Source organism: uncultured Brachyspira sp., from assembly GCF_910578695.1.
Classification (GTDB): Bacteria; Spirochaetota; Brachyspiria; order Brachyspirales; family Brachyspiraceae; genus Brachyspira.
The window spans coordinates 67,740-89,749 of sequence record NZ_CAJTQJ010000002.1; the positions used below are offsets into that span (position 1 = coordinate 67,740).

Genomic DNA, 22,010 nt, shown 5'->3' on the forward strand with positions numbered 1-22,010 from the left:
GTATTTAAATTTTATATACTGCAGTAAATTTAAGTTTATAAATTTTGTTTTTTATTATGAAATAAGAGGGCAGACTTATATTTTTTTCATATTAAGAACCTGCTGCACTACATCTTTTAATACTACAGAGGCTTTAGCATTATTCAAATCTTTAAACTCTAATACTATATGAGTGATATTATCTATATTCAATATAAATTTTTTATTTTCCGAACTAGGTTCTCCTATTTTTATCACACCTCTGTAAACCATCCAACCTTTTAATACTACATTAGCATAACCGTTTTCTTTTAAATCAACATTAAAAGTAAAATACGGACTATTGCTTTTATAATGTCCAGCCCTATCTCTTAAAGTAACAGATTTAAAAGCAGGCATTATTTCTTTATTATGAACTTCTTTATATGCCGCTGTCATTTGAGATGATGTGCTTTTGCAGGAAATAAAAGCTAAAATGGTTATCATAATATATAAATATTTCATACATTAAATATATAATTTTTTTTTATAAATTCAATTTTTTTTTATACTTGAAAGAATATTGTATTTAGTATATTATATATCTTACTTTAATATTAAATAAATGAGGATATATACTTTGAATAAAAAATTAGATGAAAATAGAATTAAAGAAGGAGTAGGAGGACAGGCTGTTATAGAAGGCATAATGCTTAGAAATAAAAGTCATTATGTAGTTGCTGTTAGAAAACCAGATAAGCAAATAGATTATATAAAAGAATCTGTTCCAGAAAATAAAAACAAATTAAGCAAAATGCCTTTTTTCAGAGGTATTGTAAATTTTATAGATATGATGAAGTTAGGATATAAAACATTGGTATTTTCTGCTAATACATCTGGTATTGAAATTGAAGAGGAAACTAATAATAAATCTAATGATAATATAGCTATGACTATGAGTATGCTTATATCATTAGCTTTTGCTGTAGGACTTTTTATAGCTTTGCCTTATTTCATAACCACTTTAATAGGCATAGATGAAAAAACAAATTTTGTTGTGTTTAATTTGGTTAGAGGAGGAATAAAATTATCTATATTTGTTTTATATCTTCTTATAATATCTTTTTTTAAGGATATCAAAAGAGTTTTTGAATATCACGGAGCAGAACATATGGTAGTAAATGCTTATGAACATGGGCTTAATCCTGATAAAAATAATATTAGAGATTATACTACAATACATCCTAGATGCGGTACTACATTTATGTTTTTAGTATTAACTGTATCGATACTGCTTTATATGTTTACAAGTTATTTTGTATACACTTATATATATGCTTCTTATACTCCTGCTAAAATAATTGGAAATTTAACTGTACTTGGTATTAATATAATGCTTCTTCCTATAGTTTCAGGAATATCTTATGAAATATTAAAATTAGGATTTAAATTTTATAATTTTCCTCTTATGAGATTGGCAATACTGCCGGGACTTCTTCTTCAAAAAATAACTACCAGAGTACCTCAAGATGATGAAATAGAAGTTGCATTATTTGCTTTAAATAAATTATTAGATGCATCTGTAGAAAATAGAACAGAAGAAGAGGTGCAGGCTGATATTAAAAAGATTTCAGAAAACGATAATAATGCAGAAGAAAAATTATGCGTATAAAAAAACGTATCATAGCAAATGATAATTATTATGAATATTCTTCTAGTTATATAAAAAAATATATCATTGCTGTTTTTATAGCTTTTATAATATTTGCATTTGCTTTTATGTTTGTGCATATAAATTATAGGGTAGTGCCTGAAAAATCGTATATGAGAAATGATATTCCTATATTAGAAGATAATATAGCTGTAATTACCAATAATAAAGGAATATATTATACTGGGGATTTTGCTAATATACCTAAATCCATACAAATAAATGATGATATGTCAGAAAATTTGTATTTATATCTGTTTCATGATAATCATATAATATTTTGGAAACTTTATAAATACGGATTAAAAAGATATTTCTCTTATTATGCTTTTAATATACTTGACGGAGATTTTCAATCTTTTATTATAAAAGAGGGTGAAAAAGATTTTTTAGATTTTTATGATAATTTTATAAGGGCAAGATTTAAAAAAAGTATTGGAGAATTAAATATAGAGATTCCTAATTTTAATAATACTAAAATAAATTTAAAATCTTCTATAAATAATTTAATTAATACAGAGTTTTCATTTAAATTCACAAATTACTCAGCATCTATGGTAAATTGGAAGCATAATAGAGCATTATATACAGCATTTTATTACGGACTGCCTAATGGTTATTTGATTGTGCCAGGAAGTGAAAATACAATAACAGATACAAGCTCAGTCATAGCAATAAATACTGTTGGAAGAAATCCTTCAAGATATACTCATAATATAACAGCAGCATTAGTTTATACATCTTATACAACAGAGCCTATACCTATATTTATATATGATTCTAAACCCGAATCTCAAAATTCCAAAATGATTAAATTCTTATTCAATAATAAATGGCATATATATAAAAATTTTGAATCGCATGAATACAGAGATGTTATAGATTATTATTCTAAAGAAGAAGGATTCAGTTTTGTATTTACAGTTACAGGAAATTATTTATATGATTCTTTCGGATTTTTCAGTAAAATAGATATAGAAACTACAAAAGGCATATTAGACGGATATTTTACTATTAATAATGAGCAATTTAATATTAATGGCAATGCTGTAAAAGAATTTATTCATAAAGTATTTTGATTTATTAAATATATTCTTTTTATTTTTTAAAAGGCTTAACAACAAAAAACAGACATAAATATATATAAATATTTATGCCTATTATTTTATTTATGATATTTATGATAAGCTATAAAGCATATCTCCGTAAGTAGGAAGTTTCCAATACTTTTTAGATACTATTTTTTCTAATTCATCTATTGTAATTCTCATATTTTCCAAACAGCCGAATACTTTATCTCTGTAAAATCTAGCTGATTTTAATATATCATTTATCTTTTTAGCTTCTTCAATATATTTTTCTAATTTAGCTAATTTATTATCCAAATCTAAAATCAAATCATTAAGTTTATTAATTAATTTTTTTTCCGCATCAAATTTTAATTTTAAACTTCTTTTTTTATCAGCACAATTAGCAAGCTCCCCTGTATACTCAATAGAGTAGGGCAGTATTTGTTTATGCACCATATCTATCAATGTAAGGGCTTCTATATTGATTTCCTTAATATATTCTTCCATAGTTATTTCATATCTTGAATGTACTTCTGCTTCTGTTAAAACTTTATGTTTTGTAAGAACTTCTACATTCTTTTTTGATATAAAATGAGGCAATGCTTCAGGCGTAGTTTTTAAATTGAATAATCCTCTTCTTTCAGCTTCTTTAATCCAATCATCAGAGTAATTATTGCCGTTATATATTATTCTTTTATGTTTTTTAAAAGTTTCTTTTATTAACTCATCAATATCTTTTTCTAAATTTTCAGATTTTTCTAATATATCAGCAAACTGAGATAATGTTTCAGCTACTATAGTATTCATAATAATATTAGGTCCTGAAACAGAAAGGCTTGAACCTACCATTCTAAATTCAAATTTATTTCCTGTAAATGCTAAAGGAGAAGTTCTGTTTCTGTCTGTTGTATCCTTTGTAAGTCTGGCTAAAGAATTAACACCCATTTCCATCTCAACTTTTTCTTTACTTTTGTATTTTTTAGAATTCTCTATAGATTCAAGTATCTCAGTAAGTTCATCTCCAAGAAATATAGATATAATCGCAGGGGGAGCCTCAGAAGCACCTAATCTATGATCATTGCTTGCAGTTGCAGTAGTTACTCTAAGAAGGTCCTGATATTCATCAACAGCCTTAATTACAGCGGACAAAAATAATAAAAACTGCTTATTTTTAGCAGGGTTGTCAGTAGGATCTAATAAATTTAATCCTGTATCTGTAGATATTGACCAATTATTATGCTTACCGCTTCCATTTACTCCTGTAAAAGGTTTTTCATGAAGTATGCAGGCTAAATTATGCTTTTCTGCTATTACCTTCATAAGCTCCATAGTAATTTGATTCTGATCTGTCGCCATATTTGTAACTGTAAATTCAGGAGCTAATTCATACTGTCCGGGAGCAGCCTCATTATGCTCAGTTTTAGCAACTATTCCAAGTTTCCAAAGTTCATTATCAAGCTCTTTCATAAAAGCAAGTACTTTAGGCTTAATTGCCCCAAAATAATGATCTTCTAATTCCTGCCCCTTAGGAGGACAAGCTCCAAATAAAGTTCTTTTACAATATCTTAAATCAGGTCTCTGCAAATATAAATCTCTGTCTATTAAAAAATATTCTTGTTCAGCACCCACTGTAGTAAATACTCTATTAATATCATTATGTCCGAATAATTTTAATATTCTTTTAGCTTCTTTTTCTATTACCTCCATAGAGCGAAGCAGGGGAGTTTTCTTATCTAAAGATTCTCCGCTGTATGAACAAAAAGCACTAGGTATGCATAAAGTATCATCTTTTATAAAAGCATAAGAAGTAGGGTCCCAAGCTGTATATCCTCTGGCTTCAAATGTGGCTCTAAGTCCTCCAGAAGGAAAACTAGATGCATCAGGTTCTCCCTGTACTAATTCCTTTCCTGTAAATTCCATACGAATAGAACCGTCATCAGTCTGAGTGATAAAACTTGTATGTTTCTCAGCTGTTATGCCTGTCATAGGCTGAAACCAATGAGTAAAATGAGTAGCACCTTTTTCTATAGCCCATTCTTTCATAGCATGAGCTACTACATTTGCAACTTCTAAATTTAAACGCTCTCCATTTTTTATAGTTTTTATGAGTTTTTTATAAATGTCTTTAGGAAGTTTGTCTTTCATAACATTATCATTAAAAACCATACTAGCGAAAATTTCAGGTATTTTTTTCATTTAAATATTTCTCCAAAAAAATTATAATATCATTACTGATTATTAGAAGTCATAATAAAAGAACATCAATTTAAATATTATTATATATAAACTGCTTTAATTCATATAATGCTTTTAATGCTTCTTTTCTGTTAATATTATTTCTGCTGGAAAATAGAACTTTTATATCATTAATTTCAGAAAGACTCATATAATCATCGCCTGCTATTCTTTCATAAATATACTCAATATCTTTTAATACAGCATCATCATAATTATTAAATACAAAATATTCATCTGGTAAATTCCAAATAAGTGCTTCTATTATAGGAGGGGTTAATTCATTCATATATTTAATTTCAGAAGAAAAAGTTAAAAATATATGCTTAAATAATTTTACAATATTAATAAAATTAGCTCCGCAGTTATGCTCTTTCTTATCAAAATTTTTATTATCTAATTTCGGATAAAATATTTCATTAGCTCCATTATCATCTGTAACCAATGCCCCTTCAATATTATCATCAAAGTTTTTAAATGCCGGTATCAATACAATTTTTTCATTTTCATATTCTAAAATTAAAGATGATGATCTATTAATTATCTTATTTGAATATAAGTTATTATTTTTAATTAATTCTAAAATAGAAGATTTAAATTTTCTAGTATCATAAAGATTATCACTATCTTCCAATATAAGAAATATATTTAGATATTCCATATAATCAATATCTGTTCTATTTCTTTTTGAACCAGAAGCAATAATAGAAATATTATCAAACTTTCTATGCGAAACTATTAACTTAGATATAAAGTCCAATTTATTTTCTATTTTATAATATGGGTAAGAAGTGAATCCTCTTACCCATTTATTTATATATTCATATAAATCTATATTTTTGTTCATTTTATATTATGCTTTTTTTAAAGCAGCAGCAAGTATTTTATCTAATGGTAAAACCTCATCTACACAGCCTCTTGCAATTGCTTCTCTAGGCATTCCAAAAACAGTACAGGTTTCTTCATTCTGAGCTATATTATAAGCTCCTGCATCCTTCATTTCCTTCATACCATTAGCACCGTCATCGCCCATACCAGTAAGTATTATACCTATAGCTTTATTTTTAGCATAAACTGCACCGCTTCTAAAAAGTACATCCACAGAAGGCTTATGTCTTGTAACAGCCTCTCCGTCTTTAACTTCTATATAATATTTACCGCCTCTAACTTTAATCATAGTATGTTTAGCTCCTCTGGCAAGTACAGCCTGTCCTCTGCTTACACTCATACCGTCTTCAGATTCAAATACATCTATTTTTAGAATACTATTTAATCTCTTAGCAAAAGATGTAGTAAAATGTTCAGGCATATGCTGAGCTATAACAATAGGGGGAGCTGAAGGCGTAACATTTTTAAGACATTCTATTAAAGCCTCAGTACCTCCTGTAGAAGAACCAATAAGAATTATTTTTTCCATAGGAGTTTCCCTAGAAGGAGTTAAAGGAAGTATTATATCAGCAGTATTTTTTTGATAAACCTTAAATCCTGAAGTTTTAGGAGCTTCTAGGCTGATAGGAGTTTTCTCTGCACTGCCTGCAGGCTCATCTGGTACTTTAACTCCGTGTTTTCTATAGAATTTAGCTCTGTTTGCATAAGCATTCTTTATTTTTTCCACCAAATCTGTAGCTAACTCTTCTACACCGTCTCTTACATTGGCAGAAGGTTTTATTACATAATCAAAAGCACCTATATTCAAAGCATCTAAAGCAAGCTCTCTATGTTTATCCAAAAGAGAACTAAACATTATTACAGGTATAGGGTTATTTAGCATAAGTTTTTTAAGATATGTAATACCGTCCATTTCAGGCATTTCAATATCTAAAGTAATAATATCAGGTTTGAGACTTTTAACCTTATTTTCAGCTAAAATTGGATTTGCAGCAGTACCTACCATCTCTAATGCAGGATCTGAATTAACAATTTTAGTGAGTAATTGTCTAATTAGTGCGCTATCATCAATAGCCAATACTTTAATTTTTGTCGCCATAAAAAATCCTTAATTTATTAATATATTAAAACAAAGTGATATCTGATTTTTCCTCAAGTTTATGCTGTAAATTTTTAGAATATTTAATTTCTTGTTCAGCAGAAAATTCTTTGGTTTTACCTTCTAATTTCTTCATAAGAACTCTGTTTTCCGTATTAAAAAAGAATACTTTTCTAGGCCAAGAACCCCCAATATCTTCACTTACGATAGGTATTTTTTCATCAGATAAAAATTTTTTAGCAAATTTTATATTTTTATCAGGCACTTGAAGAATATTACTAGTCATACTAGAAAGAACATGTCCTCCTCCAAATATTTTAGCAGTAAGATTTTCTTTTTTACCGCCTAACTTAATGATCTCATTTATAAGAACCTCCATAGCAAAAACACCGTATCTTGTATGATTATAATCTTCAGCAGGGTTTTCCCATTCTCTCATCTCTGGAAGCATAAAATGATTCATACCTCCGAATTTCAGCTTGTTTTCAAAGAGACAAACAGATATGCAGCTGCCTAATACTGTTTTTATTACAGCAGGTTCTTTTGAAGCATAATAACCGCCAATATATATTGTTATTCTTTTAAAATTACTATTGGCTGCTTCTGGAAAATCAATCATTATTACACACCCCTAGTTAGATTTTTTTATAGATATTACTTGCTACATATTTAAATTTATCAGATACTCCAAATAATGTTTCTGAATGACCTATAAATACTAAACCGTCTTCCTTTAAATATTTATAAAATTTATTAAATAATTCCTTTTGGAATTCTTTATCAAAATAAATAATAACATTTCTGCAAAATATTAAATCAAACTTAGTATGAATATCAAACTCCTCATCTTTAAAATTAAGCTGTCTGAAAGAAAGATTTTTTTTCAAAATATCTTTAACTTTATATAATCCTTCTTTATCGCCAGTTCCTTTTAAAAAATACTTTCTTAAAATATTGTCATCTATAGGATCAACATTTTCATCTTTATATATTCCAGTTCTTCCATGTGCTAATACATTGGTATCTATATCACTAGCCAAAACTCTTATATCATATTTATCATAATTAGAGCCGAAATACTCATGCAAAGTCATTTGAATAGTATAAGGTTCTTCTCCTGTAGAACATGCAGCAGACCATATTCTAAGATTCTTATTTTTTCCAGCTTTGAAGTCATTTTCCCAATCTGGAAGAAAAGTACTTTTCATATATTCAAAATGTTTATTTTCTCTAAAAAAATCTGTTTTATTAGTTGTAACAGCATTTACAAAATTAACAAGATCTTCATCATCAGCATTCTTGACAAAATCTATATACTCTTTAAAAGAGGACATATTTAAAACCCTTAGTCTTTTACTTAGCCTAGAAGTTACTAATGCTCTTTTATGATTAGACATTTGTATACGGGTTTTATCGTATATTATCTTTACTAATTCTGCAAACTCAGAATCGCTTAGAGCAGGCATATGATCATTTATATCTTCCATATTTCATACCTCAATGATTTTATACCGTTTGATTATCTGTAGTATTAGATTTTATTATTTCTTCTATAGGAAGAACCATAATAATTTTATTTTCTAATCTAATAACATTAGAAATTTGAAGTCCTCTCATATTGTCAATAGGTGTTTCTGTCATTTGACTTTCGTAAACAGTGATAACATCACTTACCATATCCGCTAATATACCGAATTTCCTATTAGCTGTATTTATAACTATAATAACATCATCTTCAATAGAATGATCATTTCTTCTATCCAAACCAAACCTTATTCTTATATCAACTATATGAAGAATATTGCCTCTTAAATTCATAAGTCCTCTCATATATTTAGGACTTCCGGGAACAGGAGTTATATTAGTTACACTTACAATACTTTCAGTATTCAATACATCAAGAGCATATTCCTCATCATCGATTTTAAAAACTAAAAACTGCTGACTAGGTTCAATATAAATATTTTCATCATGTTCTAAAGATGTGCCTCCAACCTGAGGTATATTAGCTGCATTTATTTTTTGATTATCTAACATATTACAATCCTTTATTTTACGCCATTGTTTATTTTTCCTTGTAAAGACATATTAACTAAACCCTGTATATCTATAATAAGGGCTATTTTTCCGTCTCCAAGTATAGTACCGCCGGCTATACCAGCATGTTTGCTAAATGCTGAATCTAAAGATTTAATAACAACTTGCTGCTGATCTAGTAACTCATCAACAAATATAGCACATTTTCTATATCCTGCTTCAACAACAACAACTATACCGTCATCTATATTATCAACTTGAGTGTCTATTTCAAATACTTTATGCAGTCTAATTAAAGGCAGATACTCATCTCTAATCTTAATCATTTCGCCTTTGCCTTCAAAAGGCTTAACCTGTTCATTTTTTACTTTTATCTGTTCTATAATAGAAATTAAAGGCATAATATATATCTGCTTGCCTAAAGCAAAAGTAATGCCTTCAATAATAGCTAAAGTAAGAGGAAGTTTAATTATAAAAGTACTGCCTTGCCCTTCAGTAGATTTAATTTCTATTTTGCCTTTCATTTTTTCTACATTAGCTCTAACAACATCCATACCAACGCCTCTTCCTGATATGTCAGTTATTTTCTCAGCAGTAGAAAGACCGGGACTGAATATAGTTCTGTATATTTCTATATCAGAATATTTGCCGTCTTTGGAAAGAAGTCCTTTTTCAACAGCTTTATTAAATATTCTTTCTTTATTTAAACCATTGCCGTCATCTGACACTTCTATAACAACATGCCCCTCTTGGTGAGCAGCAGACATTATTATAGTACCTGCTTCGGATTTTCCTCTTGCCACTCTCTCTTCTTTAGTTTTTTCTATACCATGATCCATAGAATTTCTTATAATATGCTTAAGAGGGTCAGACAATTGCTCAAGCATATTTTTATCTATTTCTGTAGTTTCGCCTTTCAATACTAATTTTACCTCTTTATTTAATTCCAAGTTCAAATCTCTAACATATCTATGGAACTGAGTAAATATAGGACCTATAGGCATCATTCGGATATTCATAACTTCTTCTTGTATCTGTCTTGAAGTTCTGTCCATTGAACTTACAGCCTCTTTTAATCCATTATCTATATCCAAACTTTGAGTAAGCTGCATAATTCTTGACTGAGCAATAACAAGCTCTCCGATTAAATTCATCAAACTGTCTAATTTTCTAGTATCAACCCTAACTGTTGAAGGAGCCTGAACTTTTGAAGCAGTTTTAGGAGCGGCTTGATTGGCAGCAGGCTTATTAGCAGGAGCTGCAGTTTCTTCTTTAGCTGCTTTTTCCGCAGTACTTTCAGCAGCTTTTACTTGATTATCTTTACTTTCTTCATCATCTTTTATATCTGCTTTAGTATTTATAATATTAATATCATTATCATCTATTACAAATAAGAAAATATTTTGTACTTCTTCTTCTGATGAATTTGTTTGAAAATCCAAAGAAAACTGAGTATAGCATATATAAGGATCTTCAAGATTCAAAATTGTAGGCAGACTGTTACATTCTATTCTTAAATTACTAATACTTCCTATAGCTCTAAGGTCATTTAAGAACATAAGAGGGTCTATACCATTATCAAAAATACTAGCTTTAAAACCCATTTCTATATGGAAATAATTTCCTCCTTCTGAAAGATGAGATGCATTTCCTTTATCATCATCTTTTTTTGCTTCTGCCTCTTTTTTAGGCTCTTCATTTTTAGGCTCAGGTGCTGCAGCTTTCACTGATATTTCATTACCGTCAGCTATAGCTTTTATTTTAGCTTTTAATGAATCTATATTATCAATGCCCTCAGTTTCACTTTTACCGTCTATAATATTTTGAAGCATTAGTTTCACAGTATCTAAAAACTCTAATAGTACTGTAATCATCTGCGGAGTTACATCCAATTTACCGCTTCTAACTTTCTCCAATAAATTTTCTGCAACATGGTTTAATTCACTCATAGTTGCAAATCCGACAGTACCTGCTGAAGACTTAAGAGTATGAGCACTTCTAAATATTTTATTTAAAAGATCCTCGTCGCTTTTATTATCTTCTAACAGCACCAAGTCATTTTCAAGACCTTCAACTATCTCATTAGCTTCGCTTAAAAATATCGAAATAAATTCATCACTATCAAACATATATTACACCTCTGCCTTTATAAAATTCTTATTTTAACAATAAGACTATTGGAAATCAGCTTAAGAAACGTTTTACAACATCCAAAAGCTGGGTTGGGTTAAACGGCTTTACCAACCAGCCGCTGGCTCCAGCAGCTTTACCCTCCATTTTCTTCTCATCTTGAGATTCTGTTGTAAGCATAAGAATAGGGGTATATTTATGCTGATCCACCTGTCTTACATGCTTAATAAATTCTATACCATCCATTTTAGGCATATTAAGGTCGGTTATTATCATATCAACATTAGGAGTCTTACCCAAAACCTCCAAGCCTGTAGTACCATCATCTGCAGATACTACATCATAACTGCCTTTCTTTAAAGTATATTCAACAGATGCTCTAGCTGTATTTGAATCGTCTACAATTAGTATTGTTTTAGCCATACATTAACCTCTTATTCATTAATTATTTTTATCATTAATTATTTTTAAATAATCATCAAACAAGTTATTCATACCTTCTACTATAAGGTTTTTTCCATTTTTAGCAAGTTCTTTTTTTACGGCATATAATATTTGAAGTCCTGCTAAATCCACATGTGCATCGCCCTCGCAATTAAACTTTATAGTCATATCATCATTATAATCAGCACTTTTTATAACATTCTTAAAATATTTACTCATAGTTCTTATATTAAGATTATCATTTATCTCCAAAACTGACATAAATACCTCCGTAATTTTTATTAAAACATAGTAAAATCGCCGCTGTCAGCACCTACATCTATATTAATATCGACATTTGGTGCATCTTCCCCAGATAAAATACTATTAGCAATAGCCCTTTCTTTCTTTATTGTATAAGAATTAACTATATCTAAATATTTATCGCTTTCTATTTTCCAATTAGTTATACCAAGCAAATTATAATACTCATTCTTTTTATTTCTTATAACATTTCTCATACTATTAAATATTTCTATTATCTCATTAATTTTTGTAAGCAAAGTACTTAATGAGCTTAAATCTATCAATGTTTTATCTATAAGTCCGAATAATTCATCAGCATAGCTGTCTAAACTTTTAATATTATTATTTATAATAAATTTAGACTCATCTAAACGCTTGCTTACACCGTCTGCCATAGATTCTATAAAATCATGCTCGCTTGACTGCTGATTAATATTAGATTTAAATTTATTAATAGAACTGAATATAGCAGATTTAATATTATGAAACTGCTCCAAACAAGTATCTACTGTATATGTTATATTTGTAGCTATTGACTCAACGCTGTCTATAGAAAATGTCTGAGAATTATTAAATATATTGCTGTTTTTTTCCAATTCTATTTTAGCCAAAAAGTTAATAGAGTTAAAAGTTTTAGCAATATTTTTAGTTTCCAAGAACATACTTTCCAATTCTTCTATAGAGTCTATTATAGCTATATTACTGTCGGATATTCTATACTTATTAGTTAAAAATAATTTGAAATTTTCCAAATATAATTTTATAAAATCCATATATTCATTAAATAAAGATTCTGAAACAGTAAATGGGAACTCTGATTTGCCTGTTTCTCCTCCTATCATATATTCTACAATAGTAGTTCTGTCTGATGTAATATCTGTAAGGGCATCTTTTAAGCCTTTCAAACTTTTATAAATATCTGAGTTTGTAAGATTTATTTCTTCATATATAGATTTAAAATTTTCTATAGTTAATGTTAAAACAACATCATCAAAAGTAAGCAAATCCAAAAGTTTATGCTCTATTTTTTCATTTTCTTCTTTCTCTAAATCTTCGGGATTTATAGCTTCTACTTCTTTTCCGTAAAAATCAATAAAATTTCTATTTTCATATACCATAGCATTTATTGACTCTATAATATGTTCTGTCTGCTGCCTAACTATATCTTCTCTAGGCAGAACCATCATTACTTCAAATATAAAATCATAAGTATTATCAACTCTTGATATTATATCTGATATTACATTAGAAAATACAGCAAAAGAATTAACCATATTATTATGCTCTTTATCAAGCTGTTCTCTCATAATTGTAAAATTCTGTCTTTGAAGTTCATTTGTCTTTAATATTTCTGTTTTAAATGATTCAAATCTGACAAATAATTCCTTGCCGATTCTATTCATTTGACTTGCCTGCTCATTTGAAGTTTCAGACATTTTTATTATATTTTTAGATATTTCTCCAAAAGCTTTTCCTCCTGCACCATATTTAGAAGATATTATTATGGCATTCAATGAATAAACTTTAATTTGATCAGCAAGCATTCTAATCTGCTCAATGGAATCCATTATACTGCTTGTTCTGCCGACATCCTCAACTAAGGAATCTGAAAGTTCATTATCCTGAGATATGAAGTTCTGCATTCTATCAAATGATCTGATAAAATCTTCCTGATTTTCTGCCAAATCATTAGAAAAATTCTTTCCGCCTTCTTCTTTATTAGTAAAATATAGTAATAAACTATTAGCTTTTTCATTTTCTTTCTTCATTTCCTGTTCAATAAGAGGAAATTTTTCACCTATAAAACCATATACTCTTCCTACTTCTTCCAAAAAAGAATGCACATCTTTTACAGTTGTTTCTAATATTGCAGAATAATCAAGAATATCCTGTTTTATGCTATGGTCTATAATATTAACTGCTGCCACTTTATATGATTTCCTAATATTATATAAATTCTATATATTACATTATTAATATAACATTTATTATTGCTTTTTGCAAGTAAAATATTTAATTACTCAATAATTTTTAAATAAACATTACTTTTTACTAGCTTAAATTAACAATTTTGTTTTTTAAGTGCAAATATTTTGCCGTATAATATACTCTATTTTGCGATTCGCGTACCCCAAAGCCGAAACTTCTTTTACTTATAGAAAGTATAGGGGGAGCTTGAATTCTTTTCGATATTCCCATACCCATAAATTGCTTCCACCATTTTTCTAAGTCATCTATAAAATCTATTCCGCTTTTAAAATATTTGTTTAATATTCCCTCTTTGCAGCCTATCTTTTTTTCTAAATTCCCTTCTATATAAAACTCTAATATATTTTCTAATATGCATCTGTTCCAAGATTCCGTTAAAAATTTGAATAAATAATCATGGTATTCATATTTTATAGGATCGCCTTTTCCCTCATCTACAGCCTGCTCAGATGAAAGTTCGGCACTAGGCATTATATTTATAGTACCATAAGGTATAATTTCTTTTTTATAAATTTCATTATTAACATAATTGGCTAATCCGTATACCTGATATTTCCATAAATCGGCTAAGCAGGCAAAAAATCCTGCACCGTCTCCGTACATAGTAGAATATCCAACCATAGTTTCTGTTTTATTGGCATTGCATGTAAATACTCCACCAAAACCAGCAGCAATAGCTGATAATACTCTAGAAGATCTGTCTCTTGCCTGTATATTCTCTATAATAAAAGATGATAGTTTCAAATGACTTTCTTCGCCATTCTTTATAATAGGGGAATTTTCAATTTGCTTTACAGTATAATCTACAGATTCCTGTATAGGAACTACCATATATCCGCATTCCAAATTATCCGCCAATGTTTTTGCTAGATTTTTGGTAGTGTCGGAATTGAATTTACTAGGCATATTTACAAGTAAAACATTATCCTTGCCCACAGCATTAACATACATAGCAGCCGATAATGCAGAATCAATGCCTCCTGAAACGCCTATGACAATTTTATTAACTCCAATAGATTTTACAAATTTCTTTATACCATAAATGACAGTATCATATATTGATTTGTATTCATCTTCATCTTTTACTTCTATAGGTTTAGGAAATTTTTTATTTTTTATATCCATATCTATGAAATATAAATCTTCTTCATATCTGTTTCCAGCCAATAGCAGCTTCCCATTATTATCATAAACAGAACTTACTCCGTCAAATGTATAAACAGTCTTTCCATTATTCTGTATGCCTACATTATTAACATATATGAATGGTATATTATATTTTGAGGCAATTTCTCCATGCATACTATGTCTTTTTGTATCTTTAGTTAATACATAATCAGCACTTGATATATTGATAAGTAAATCTGCATCTTTGTCAGCATTAATAATATCCATAGGAGAAAATAAATAATTTTTACTCCATATATCTTCGCATATAGTTAAGCCTAATTTTATTTTTTCGCCATTGCATTCTATATCTAAAGGCTTTAAATATTCTTTTATATCAGTATTATTTTCAAAAGCTAAATCATTCAAACTAAAGAAATGTCTAGTATCTTCAAATTCCTTATAATTCGGGAGTAATGATTTTATTATAAATGGATATGGAGAAGTATTATTATGTATTAATTTTCCGTCTTTTGCTATAAACATAGCATTATACTTTCTTATTCTGCCGTCAAAATTTTTCTTATTTCTGTCAGAGGCGACATTACCGAATATTACATATATATCTTTAGATGATTTTATAATTTCTTCGCCAAGTTCTTCGCATTCAGTTATAAATCCCTCGCTTTCCCACATATCGCCAATCATATATCCTGAAACACATAATTCAGGAAATATTATAATATCAGCATTCTCTTTTTTTGCCTTACTTATAAAACTAATAATCCTTACAGCATTATCGCAGGGCATAGAAGGTATTATTTCTAGTTGGGAAACTGCTATTTTCATAATCAAATAACTCCAAATATATTATATAATTAAATTATAAAGAAAAAATATAATAAACCGTTATATATTATATATAAATAATAAAAATATCAATATTATTAGGACTCTATTTTATTAATGAGAAGAAAAGACTTTTTATTTGAAGATAAAGAATATATATACAGTATGTTAAACAGCATAGAATTCGGAGTTATGGCATTGCCTGATGATATACCTTATGCTGTTCCTATAAGCTTCTGTTATAAAGATAATCAAATATATTTTCACGGTGCTATGGGAGGAAGAAAATACGAAATATTAAAAAATAATCCCAAAGTTTCTTTTAGTGCATCAAAATTATATTCATATATTCCTTCTTCATTTTTAAACGGCAAAATGATACCTACGCAATTTTTCTTTTCTGTTTTTATAGAAGGTATATTTGAAACTATAGATAATATATCAAAAAGAAAAGAAATTTTATATGAAATAGTAAGAAAATATGAACCTAATAATAATAATTTATATATAGATAATAAACTATTTGATTATGCACAAAATAATATGCTTATAGGTACTATAAAAATAGAAAATATTACTGCAAAGGCTAAATTCGGACAAAATATACCAGATGAAGATATAAAAATCATAATTGATGATCTTAAATCAAGAGCAGAAACAATCGATATAGAAACAATAGATATGATAAATAAACTAAGAAAATAAAAAAATAACTTGAAAAAAGTATTATAAGTGATAGAATAAAAAGGCTAAAAATGTTTAATTTATTCTAAAAGTTATTTAAGAATAAATATTAATTGAGGAAAAATTAATGCAGACAAGAGTATATAAAGCGGGTTCTATAGTATATTTTGCAGGCGACACCTCAGACAGAGTTTATATTTTAAAACAAGGTCAGGCTCAAAGCATATTCTTATCAGAAGAAACAGGTTATGAAACTAGAGAACTTATCAATATAGGAGAGTTTTTCGGAGTAAAAAGCATACTTGGAACTTATCCGCAGGAAGATACAGTTCAATGTCTTACAGATTGTTCTGTTATAATTATTACTTATGAAGAATTTGAAAGTTTAATAGAAAAAAATAAACCTATAATCATAAAAATGCTGAAGGTATTTTCTAATCAGCTTAGAAGAATAAACAAAAGAGTAAGCGAACTTGTTAAAAATGATATAAGCGAAGATGGTCAGGATCCTTTGGAAGGTTTATATAAAATAGGAGAATTTTATTTTAAGAATAAAAAATACAGAAATGCACTTTATGCCTATAAAAGATATATACAGTATGCTAATGAAAATTCTTCATTTTATAACACAGTAAAAGAAAAAATAGAAGAATGTAAAAATGAATTAGATATTACTGATGACAGCGATATAGCACCTCCTGTTTTGAATGCTGCTGTACAAAATACAAAAACTAATGCAAAAACGGAAATAACAGATCCTAATTATAATAAGGCTGTTGAATTATATAATAATAATGATTATATTAATTCTTTAAAAACATTCAATACTTTGATAAAAAGCACAGATATTTCTGTTGCAGAAAATTCGCTATTTTATATGGGAAAATGCTATTTTAATATAAATAAATATGATGATGCTTATTCTCTATTATTATCAGCAATAAAAAAATATCCTAAATCTTCAAATGTTAAAGAGGCTATACTTTTTTTAGCTAAAAGCTGCGAAGCAAATGGTGATAAAACTAAGGCAAAGGCATATTATCAAAAAGTTATTTCTATGCCTCCTATGGATAATTTTTCAAAAGAGGCTAATGCCAATATATCAAAGTTATAATTTGATTTTTAATTAAATAAGGAATAAATAAATATGGATAATGATTTAGCTTCACATACAAAAAAATATGATACCGATGATGTTATATTTCTGGAATACGAGAGAGGAGATAAATTCTATTTAGTTCAAAGCGGTTCTGTAAAAATTACAAAGGTTATTAAAGATATAGAAAAATTATTAGATATAGTTTATCCAGGTGATTTTTTCGGAGAAATGGCTATATTAGAAGATACTACTAGAAGTGCATCTGCAATAGCAAATGAACCTACTGTACTTTTAGAGTTAAAAAAAGAAAATTTTCAAAGTATATTGGCTAATAATACAATAATGGCTTTGAAGCTTTCAAAAACATTTGCTAAAAGAATATTCGATGCTAAAAGAAGGCTTTTAATACTTCAGCTTAATGAAATTGATTTGAGAGTATATGACTGTCTTTTATTATTAGCCGAACTTCAGAATATACCTAGAGATCATTATTATGAGCCTCAGGAATTGAATGCAACTATTAATGATATTGCAAATTGGTGCGGCGTTAAAGTTGCAGATGTTCAGAAGGTATTAAATTCATTGATAAAAACAGGCAAAGTAGATATTAGAACTAATACAATATATGTAAAAAATTTAAAAGAGATTCAAAGACAAATAGATTTAAAGAGAAAGAAATCATAATTTTTCATTATTAATAATAATTTTTTACTAATGATTTTTTCTTATAATAAAAATTTTTTTTATGAAAGAGCATATACTAAAATTAAAAAAATAATAATATTCTAAATTAGAAAATTCTTAAATAATATATAATATAAAAACTATTATAAAATAAGTCAGTCAATTTTTAATAAAAAATAATTTAATAAAAAAATAGGATATATATAATATGAAAAAAAGAATTCTTTTATTAGGTGCTACAGGCTCAATTGGTACAAATACCTGCTCGGTTGTAAGAGAGTTTAATAATGACTTTGAAATAGTAGGAATGTCTGTAAACTCTAAAGTTGATATATTAAAAGATTTATGTACAGAGTTTAAGCCTAATAGCATAAATATATCTGATAAGAATGCAGAAAATATTTTTAAAAATTATGATTGTTCTAAATATATAAATATTTATGAAGGAAGTACTGCTGACTTTGTAAGGGATACTGATTTTGATATTTTAGTAAATGCCTTAACTGGATATGCAGGCTTTCTTCCTACAATAGAAGCTATAAAAAAAGGAAAAATAATAGCATTAGCAAATAAAGAAACTTTAGTTGTAGGCGGAGATATAATAAATAAACTATTAAAAAAACATAATGCTGATTTAATTCCTATAGACAGCGAACATTCAGCAATATTTCAAATGTTAAAGCATTTTCCTAAAGAGTCGCTTTCAAAAGTTATAATAACCGCTTCAGGAGGACCGTTTTTTAGAACTCCAAAAGAAGAACTTAAAAATGTTACTGCGGAAATGGCTTTAAAGCATCCGACTTGGGCTATGGGAAGCAAAATTACAATAGACAGTGCCACAATGATGAATAAAGGTTTTGAAGTTATAGAAGCACATCATTTATTTAATTTAGATTATGATAAAATAGAAACCATTATTCACCCGCAAAGTTTAATACATTCTATGATAGAGATGAATGACGGGGAGATTTATGCTCAGATTGGAAAAAATGATATGCGTCTTCCAATACAGCATGCACTTACATATCCGAAAATCAGAGAAACGCCTTTTGAAAAATTGAAGCTGTATGAACATTCTGAAATCAATTTTTATAAAATGGATTTTGATAAATTTATTATGCTTAAATTAGCTTATGAATGCGGTAAAAAAGGAGGGCTTTATCCTTGTATATTAAATGCTGCTAATGAAATATGCGTATATTCATTCTTAGAGAAAAAAATATCTTTTACCGATATATTTGATATTGTTGCAGAAATATGCAGCAAAGATATTGATATTCCTCTTACAATAGAAAATATAATAAACATTGATAAGCAAATAAGAGAAGAAACTTTAAATATAATAAGCAAACTTAATAATAAATTATGAATATAGATGAAATAATAAAATACTGTTTAGATAATTTTCAATATTTAAATTTAATTGAAAGTTTCAAAGAAAAATCATTATTCTATAATCCGAATAATAAATTAAAAAGAGGCATATATATTTTAACTATTAAAGATAAAAATGGTCCTAATGATAAAGTATCTAATTTAGACAGGGAAAATATATTTAGAGTTAATATAGGAATTAGAAAAGAAACATTTAAAAAACTATTTAATGAGATTCCAAAAAGACCGTCAAAAGGAGGTATTGTTAATATGCCTTATGATTTTACATTATTAAATACAATACTCCCGCATCCTATATATGCTTGGATGTATTGGATATGTATATTAAATCCGTCAAATGAAATGTTTGAAAGATTAAAACCATTAATAAATGAATCTTATGAATATGCTCAAGAGAAATTCAGTAAAAAGAAATTATAACAAAAGTATTAAAAAATTATAATAAAAATAGTAAAAGAAATTATAACAATAATATAAGATTTATTATAAAAGAATATATTTATTATAGTTGATAATTTTAATTTTATAATATATCATTAATAATCAATAAAAAATTAAGGGAAATATTATGCGTTTATCAAAACTTTTTATGCCTACATTAAAAGAAGCTCCTAATGATGCGGTTATTGCTTCTAATAAATTGATGTTAAGAGCTGCACTTGCAAGAAAAGTATCTAATGGACTTTATTCATATCTGCCTCTTGGAGTTAGAGTATTAAATAAAATATCTAATATTATAAGAGAAGAAATGAATGCAATAGATTCTAATGAATGCATAATGCCCATAATTGTTTCAAAAGAAATTTTAACTCCTTCAGGAAGATGGGAAAGATTTAAAAAAGAACTGTTCAGATTAAAAGATAGAAACGATTCTGATATGGCAATGGGACCTACTCACGAAGAGGCTTTTACTATAACAGCACAAAATGAAATACAGTCATATAAAGATTTGCCTATCACTTTATATCAAATACATACAAAATACAGAGATGAAATAAGACCTAGATTCGGAGTCATAAGATCCAGAGAATTTATTATGAAAGATGCTTATTCTTTTCATATAACTAAAGAATGCCTTGATAAAACTTATAATGATATGAGTAAAGCATATACTAAAATCTTTAAAAGAATGGGTTTAGATACTGTAAGCGTAAAAGCAGACAGCGGAGCTATGGGAGGAGACGGAAGCGAAGAGTTTATGGTATTAAGCGAAGTAGGGGAGGAAACAATAATATTTTGTTCTAAATGCGATTACAGAGCTAATGTTGAAAAAGCTAATGTAAAAGAAGATGATATACCTAAATGCTATACTGATAAACCATTAGAGAAAGTGCATACTCCTGATATAAAAACTATCGATGATTTAGAAAAATTCTTTAATACATCTTCAAAAAATTTCATTAAAAGCATTATTTATAAAACAGAAGAAAATGAAATTATATTAGCTGCTGTAAGAGGAGATTTAGAAATCAATGAAATTAAACTTTCTAATGCTTTGGGCGGAATTGGTATAGAACTTGCTGATGAAGAAACTATAAAAGAAGTTACAGGAGCTAAAGTAGGTTTTGCCTCTCCTATAGGATTAAAAAAGGATATAAGAATATTTGCTGATAACTCTATTAAGTCAGTAGCTGATGCAATAGTTGGCAGCAATAAAGATGATATGCATATAAAAAATGTTAATATAGAAAGAGATTTTAATATTGATGTATGGGGAGATTTCAGAACAGCTAAAGAAGGAGACAGATGTCCAGAGTGCACAGAAGTATTATATCAGAAAAAAGGATTAGAATTAGGACATATATTTAAACTAGGCAATAAATATACTAAGGCATTTGATTTTAAAGTATTAGATGAAAATAATAAAGAAACTACTCCTATAATGGGCTCTTATGGTATAGGAGTTAATAGAGCTTTGGCTTCTGTTATAGAACAAAATTATGATGATAAAGGCATTATATTTCCTATAAGCGTTGCTCCTTATGAGGCTATAGTAGTTGCTGTTGATAAAGAAACCGAAGATTCATTTAAGAAAGCAGAAGAGATTTATAATGATTTAAACTCTGTTGGTGTAGAAACTATGTTTGATGACAGAAAAGAAAGACTTGGAGTTAAACTCAATGACTGCGATTTAATCGGTATTCCTATGAGAATAATAGTAGGAAAAAAATCGCTTCAAAGAGGCGTAATTGAATTTAAGCTTAGAAAATCACAGGAAAGTATTGAAGTGAAAATTGAAGAAATAATTGAATATGTAAAAACAAAAAAACAAGAATTATTCAATGAAATAAATAGTAAAGTATAAATTATAAATAAATGAATAGGGGAGCTGTTATAAACTTTCTT

General features: G+C 27.9%; 20 protein-coding genes. 8 read left to right on the plus strand and 12 right to left on the minus strand.

Features of this window, described 5'->3' with window-relative positions; genetic code table 11:
• Window positions 1-75: 75 nt before the first annotated feature.
• Window positions 76-483, minus strand: coding sequence for a hypothetical protein (locus tag QZ288_RS01075; RefSeq protein ID WP_295154036.1), 408 nt, complete (start codon window positions 481-483; stop codon window positions 76-78).
• Between the two features lie 115 nt (window positions 484-598).
• Here QZ288_RS01075 and QZ288_RS01080 point away from each other — a divergent pair, with 115 nt between their 5' ends.
• Complete coding sequence (locus QZ288_RS01080; protein ID WP_295154038.1) at window positions 599-1,630, plus strand: DUF1385 domain-containing protein; 1,032 nt, start codon at window positions 599-601, stop codon at window positions 1,628-1,630.
• Window positions 1,621-2,748 carry a hypothetical protein gene (locus QZ288_RS01085; protein WP_295154040.1) on the plus strand — a complete coding sequence of 376 codons (1,128 nt, stop codon included), beginning with the start codon at window positions 1,621-1,623 and terminating at the stop codon, window positions 2,746-2,748. Before QZ288_RS01080 ends, QZ288_RS01085 begins: the two co-directional genes overlap by 10 nt.
• A gap of 99 nt (window positions 2,749-2,847) precedes the next feature.
• Here QZ288_RS01085 and QZ288_RS01090 read toward each other — a convergent pair whose 3' ends face one another.
• From QZ288_RS01090 to nadE, 11 genes are all read right to left on the minus strand, one after another.
• Window positions 2,848-4,935 carry a glutamine synthetase III gene (locus QZ288_RS01090; protein ID WP_295154042.1) on the minus strand — a complete coding sequence of 696 codons (2,088 nt, stop codon included), beginning with the start codon at window positions 4,933-4,935 and terminating at the stop codon, window positions 2,848-2,850.
• A gap of 70 nt (window positions 4,936-5,005) precedes the next feature.
• A complete protein-coding gene (locus QZ288_RS01095) occupies window positions 5,006-5,821 on the minus strand; it encodes a hypothetical protein (protein WP_295154044.1) in 816 nt (271 codons plus the stop codon).
• Window positions 5,822-5,827: 6 nt separating this feature from the next.
• The gene (locus tag QZ288_RS01100) at window positions 5,828-6,961 is read right to left on the minus strand and encodes a chemotaxis response regulator protein-glutamate methylesterase (RefSeq protein WP_295154046.1); all 1,134 of its coding nucleotides are present in this window, start codon (window positions 6,959-6,961) and stop codon (window positions 5,828-5,830) included.
• Window positions 6,962-6,986: 25 nt separating this feature from the next.
• A complete protein-coding gene (locus QZ288_RS01105) occupies window positions 6,987-7,580 on the minus strand; it encodes a chemotaxis protein CheD (RefSeq protein WP_295154048.1) in 594 nt (197 codons plus the stop codon).
• A 16-nt stretch (window positions 7,581-7,596) separates the two neighbouring features.
• Window positions 7,597-8,448 (minus strand): protein-glutamate O-methyltransferase CheR, encoded by an 852-nt coding sequence (locus QZ288_RS01110; protein ID WP_295154050.1) that lies wholly within the window; start codon window positions 8,446-8,448, stop codon window positions 7,597-7,599.
• Window positions 8,449-8,467: 19 nt separating this feature from the next.
• Window positions 8,468-8,998: a chemotaxis protein CheW gene (locus tag QZ288_RS01115; RefSeq protein ID WP_295154052.1), complete on the minus strand. Its 531-nt coding sequence runs from the start codon at window positions 8,996-8,998 to the stop codon at window positions 8,468-8,470.
• An 11-nt stretch (window positions 8,999-9,009) separates the two neighbouring features.
• Window positions 9,010-11,127 carry a chemotaxis protein CheA gene (locus QZ288_RS01120; protein WP_295154054.1) on the minus strand — a complete coding sequence of 706 codons (2,118 nt, stop codon included), beginning with the start codon at window positions 11,125-11,127 and terminating at the stop codon, window positions 9,010-9,012.
• A gap of 55 nt (window positions 11,128-11,182) precedes the next feature.
• Window positions 11,183-11,551 carry a response regulator gene (locus QZ288_RS01125; protein ID WP_295154056.1) on the minus strand — a complete coding sequence of 123 codons (369 nt, stop codon included), beginning with the start codon at window positions 11,549-11,551 and terminating at the stop codon, window positions 11,183-11,185.
• Window positions 11,552-11,569: 18 nt separating this feature from the next.
• Entirely contained in the window at window positions 11,570-11,833 is a 264-nt protein-coding gene (locus QZ288_RS01130) for an anti-anti-sigma factor (protein WP_295154058.1), read from the minus strand.
• 20 nt (window positions 11,834-11,853) lie between these two features.
• Window positions 11,854-13,785, minus strand: coding sequence for a chemotaxis protein (locus QZ288_RS01135; RefSeq protein ID WP_295154060.1), 1,932 nt, complete (start codon window positions 13,783-13,785; stop codon window positions 11,854-11,856).
• 124 nt (window positions 13,786-13,909) lie between these two features.
• Complete coding sequence (gene nadE, locus QZ288_RS01140) at window positions 13,910-15,802, minus strand: NAD(+) synthase (protein ID WP_295154062.1); 1,893 nt, start codon at window positions 15,800-15,802, stop codon at window positions 13,910-13,912.
• A gap of 117 nt (window positions 15,803-15,919) precedes the next feature.
• Between nadE and QZ288_RS01145 the strand changes: the two genes are divergently transcribed.
• From QZ288_RS01145 to QZ288_RS01170, 6 genes are all read left to right on the plus strand, one after another.
• Window positions 15,920-16,507 (plus strand): pyridoxamine 5'-phosphate oxidase family protein, encoded by a 588-nt coding sequence (locus QZ288_RS01145; protein ID WP_295154064.1) that lies wholly within the window; start codon window positions 15,920-15,922, stop codon window positions 16,505-16,507.
• A gap of 106 nt (window positions 16,508-16,613) precedes the next feature.
• Window positions 16,614-17,600, plus strand: coding sequence for a tetratricopeptide repeat protein (locus tag QZ288_RS01150; RefSeq protein WP_295154066.1), 987 nt, complete (start codon window positions 16,614-16,616; stop codon window positions 17,598-17,600).
• A gap of 33 nt (window positions 17,601-17,633) precedes the next feature.
• Complete coding sequence (locus QZ288_RS01155; protein WP_295154068.1) at window positions 17,634-18,269, plus strand: Crp/Fnr family transcriptional regulator; 636 nt, start codon at window positions 17,634-17,636, stop codon at window positions 18,267-18,269.
• 208 nt (window positions 18,270-18,477) lie between these two features.
• Entirely contained in the window at window positions 18,478-19,638 is a 1,161-nt protein-coding gene (gene dxr, locus QZ288_RS01160; protein WP_295154070.1) for a 1-deoxy-D-xylulose-5-phosphate reductoisomerase, read from the plus strand.
• Window positions 19,635-20,084 (plus strand): DUF6194 family protein, encoded by a 450-nt coding sequence (locus QZ288_RS01165; protein WP_295154072.1) that lies wholly within the window; start codon window positions 19,635-19,637, stop codon window positions 20,082-20,084. The genes dxr and QZ288_RS01165 overlap by 4 nt, the downstream gene beginning before the upstream one ends.
• 148 nt (window positions 20,085-20,232) lie before the next feature.
• Entirely contained in the window at window positions 20,233-21,969 is a 1,737-nt protein-coding gene (locus tag QZ288_RS01170) for a proline--tRNA ligase (RefSeq protein ID WP_295154074.1), read from the plus strand.
• Window positions 21,970-22,010 lie beyond the last annotated feature (41 nt).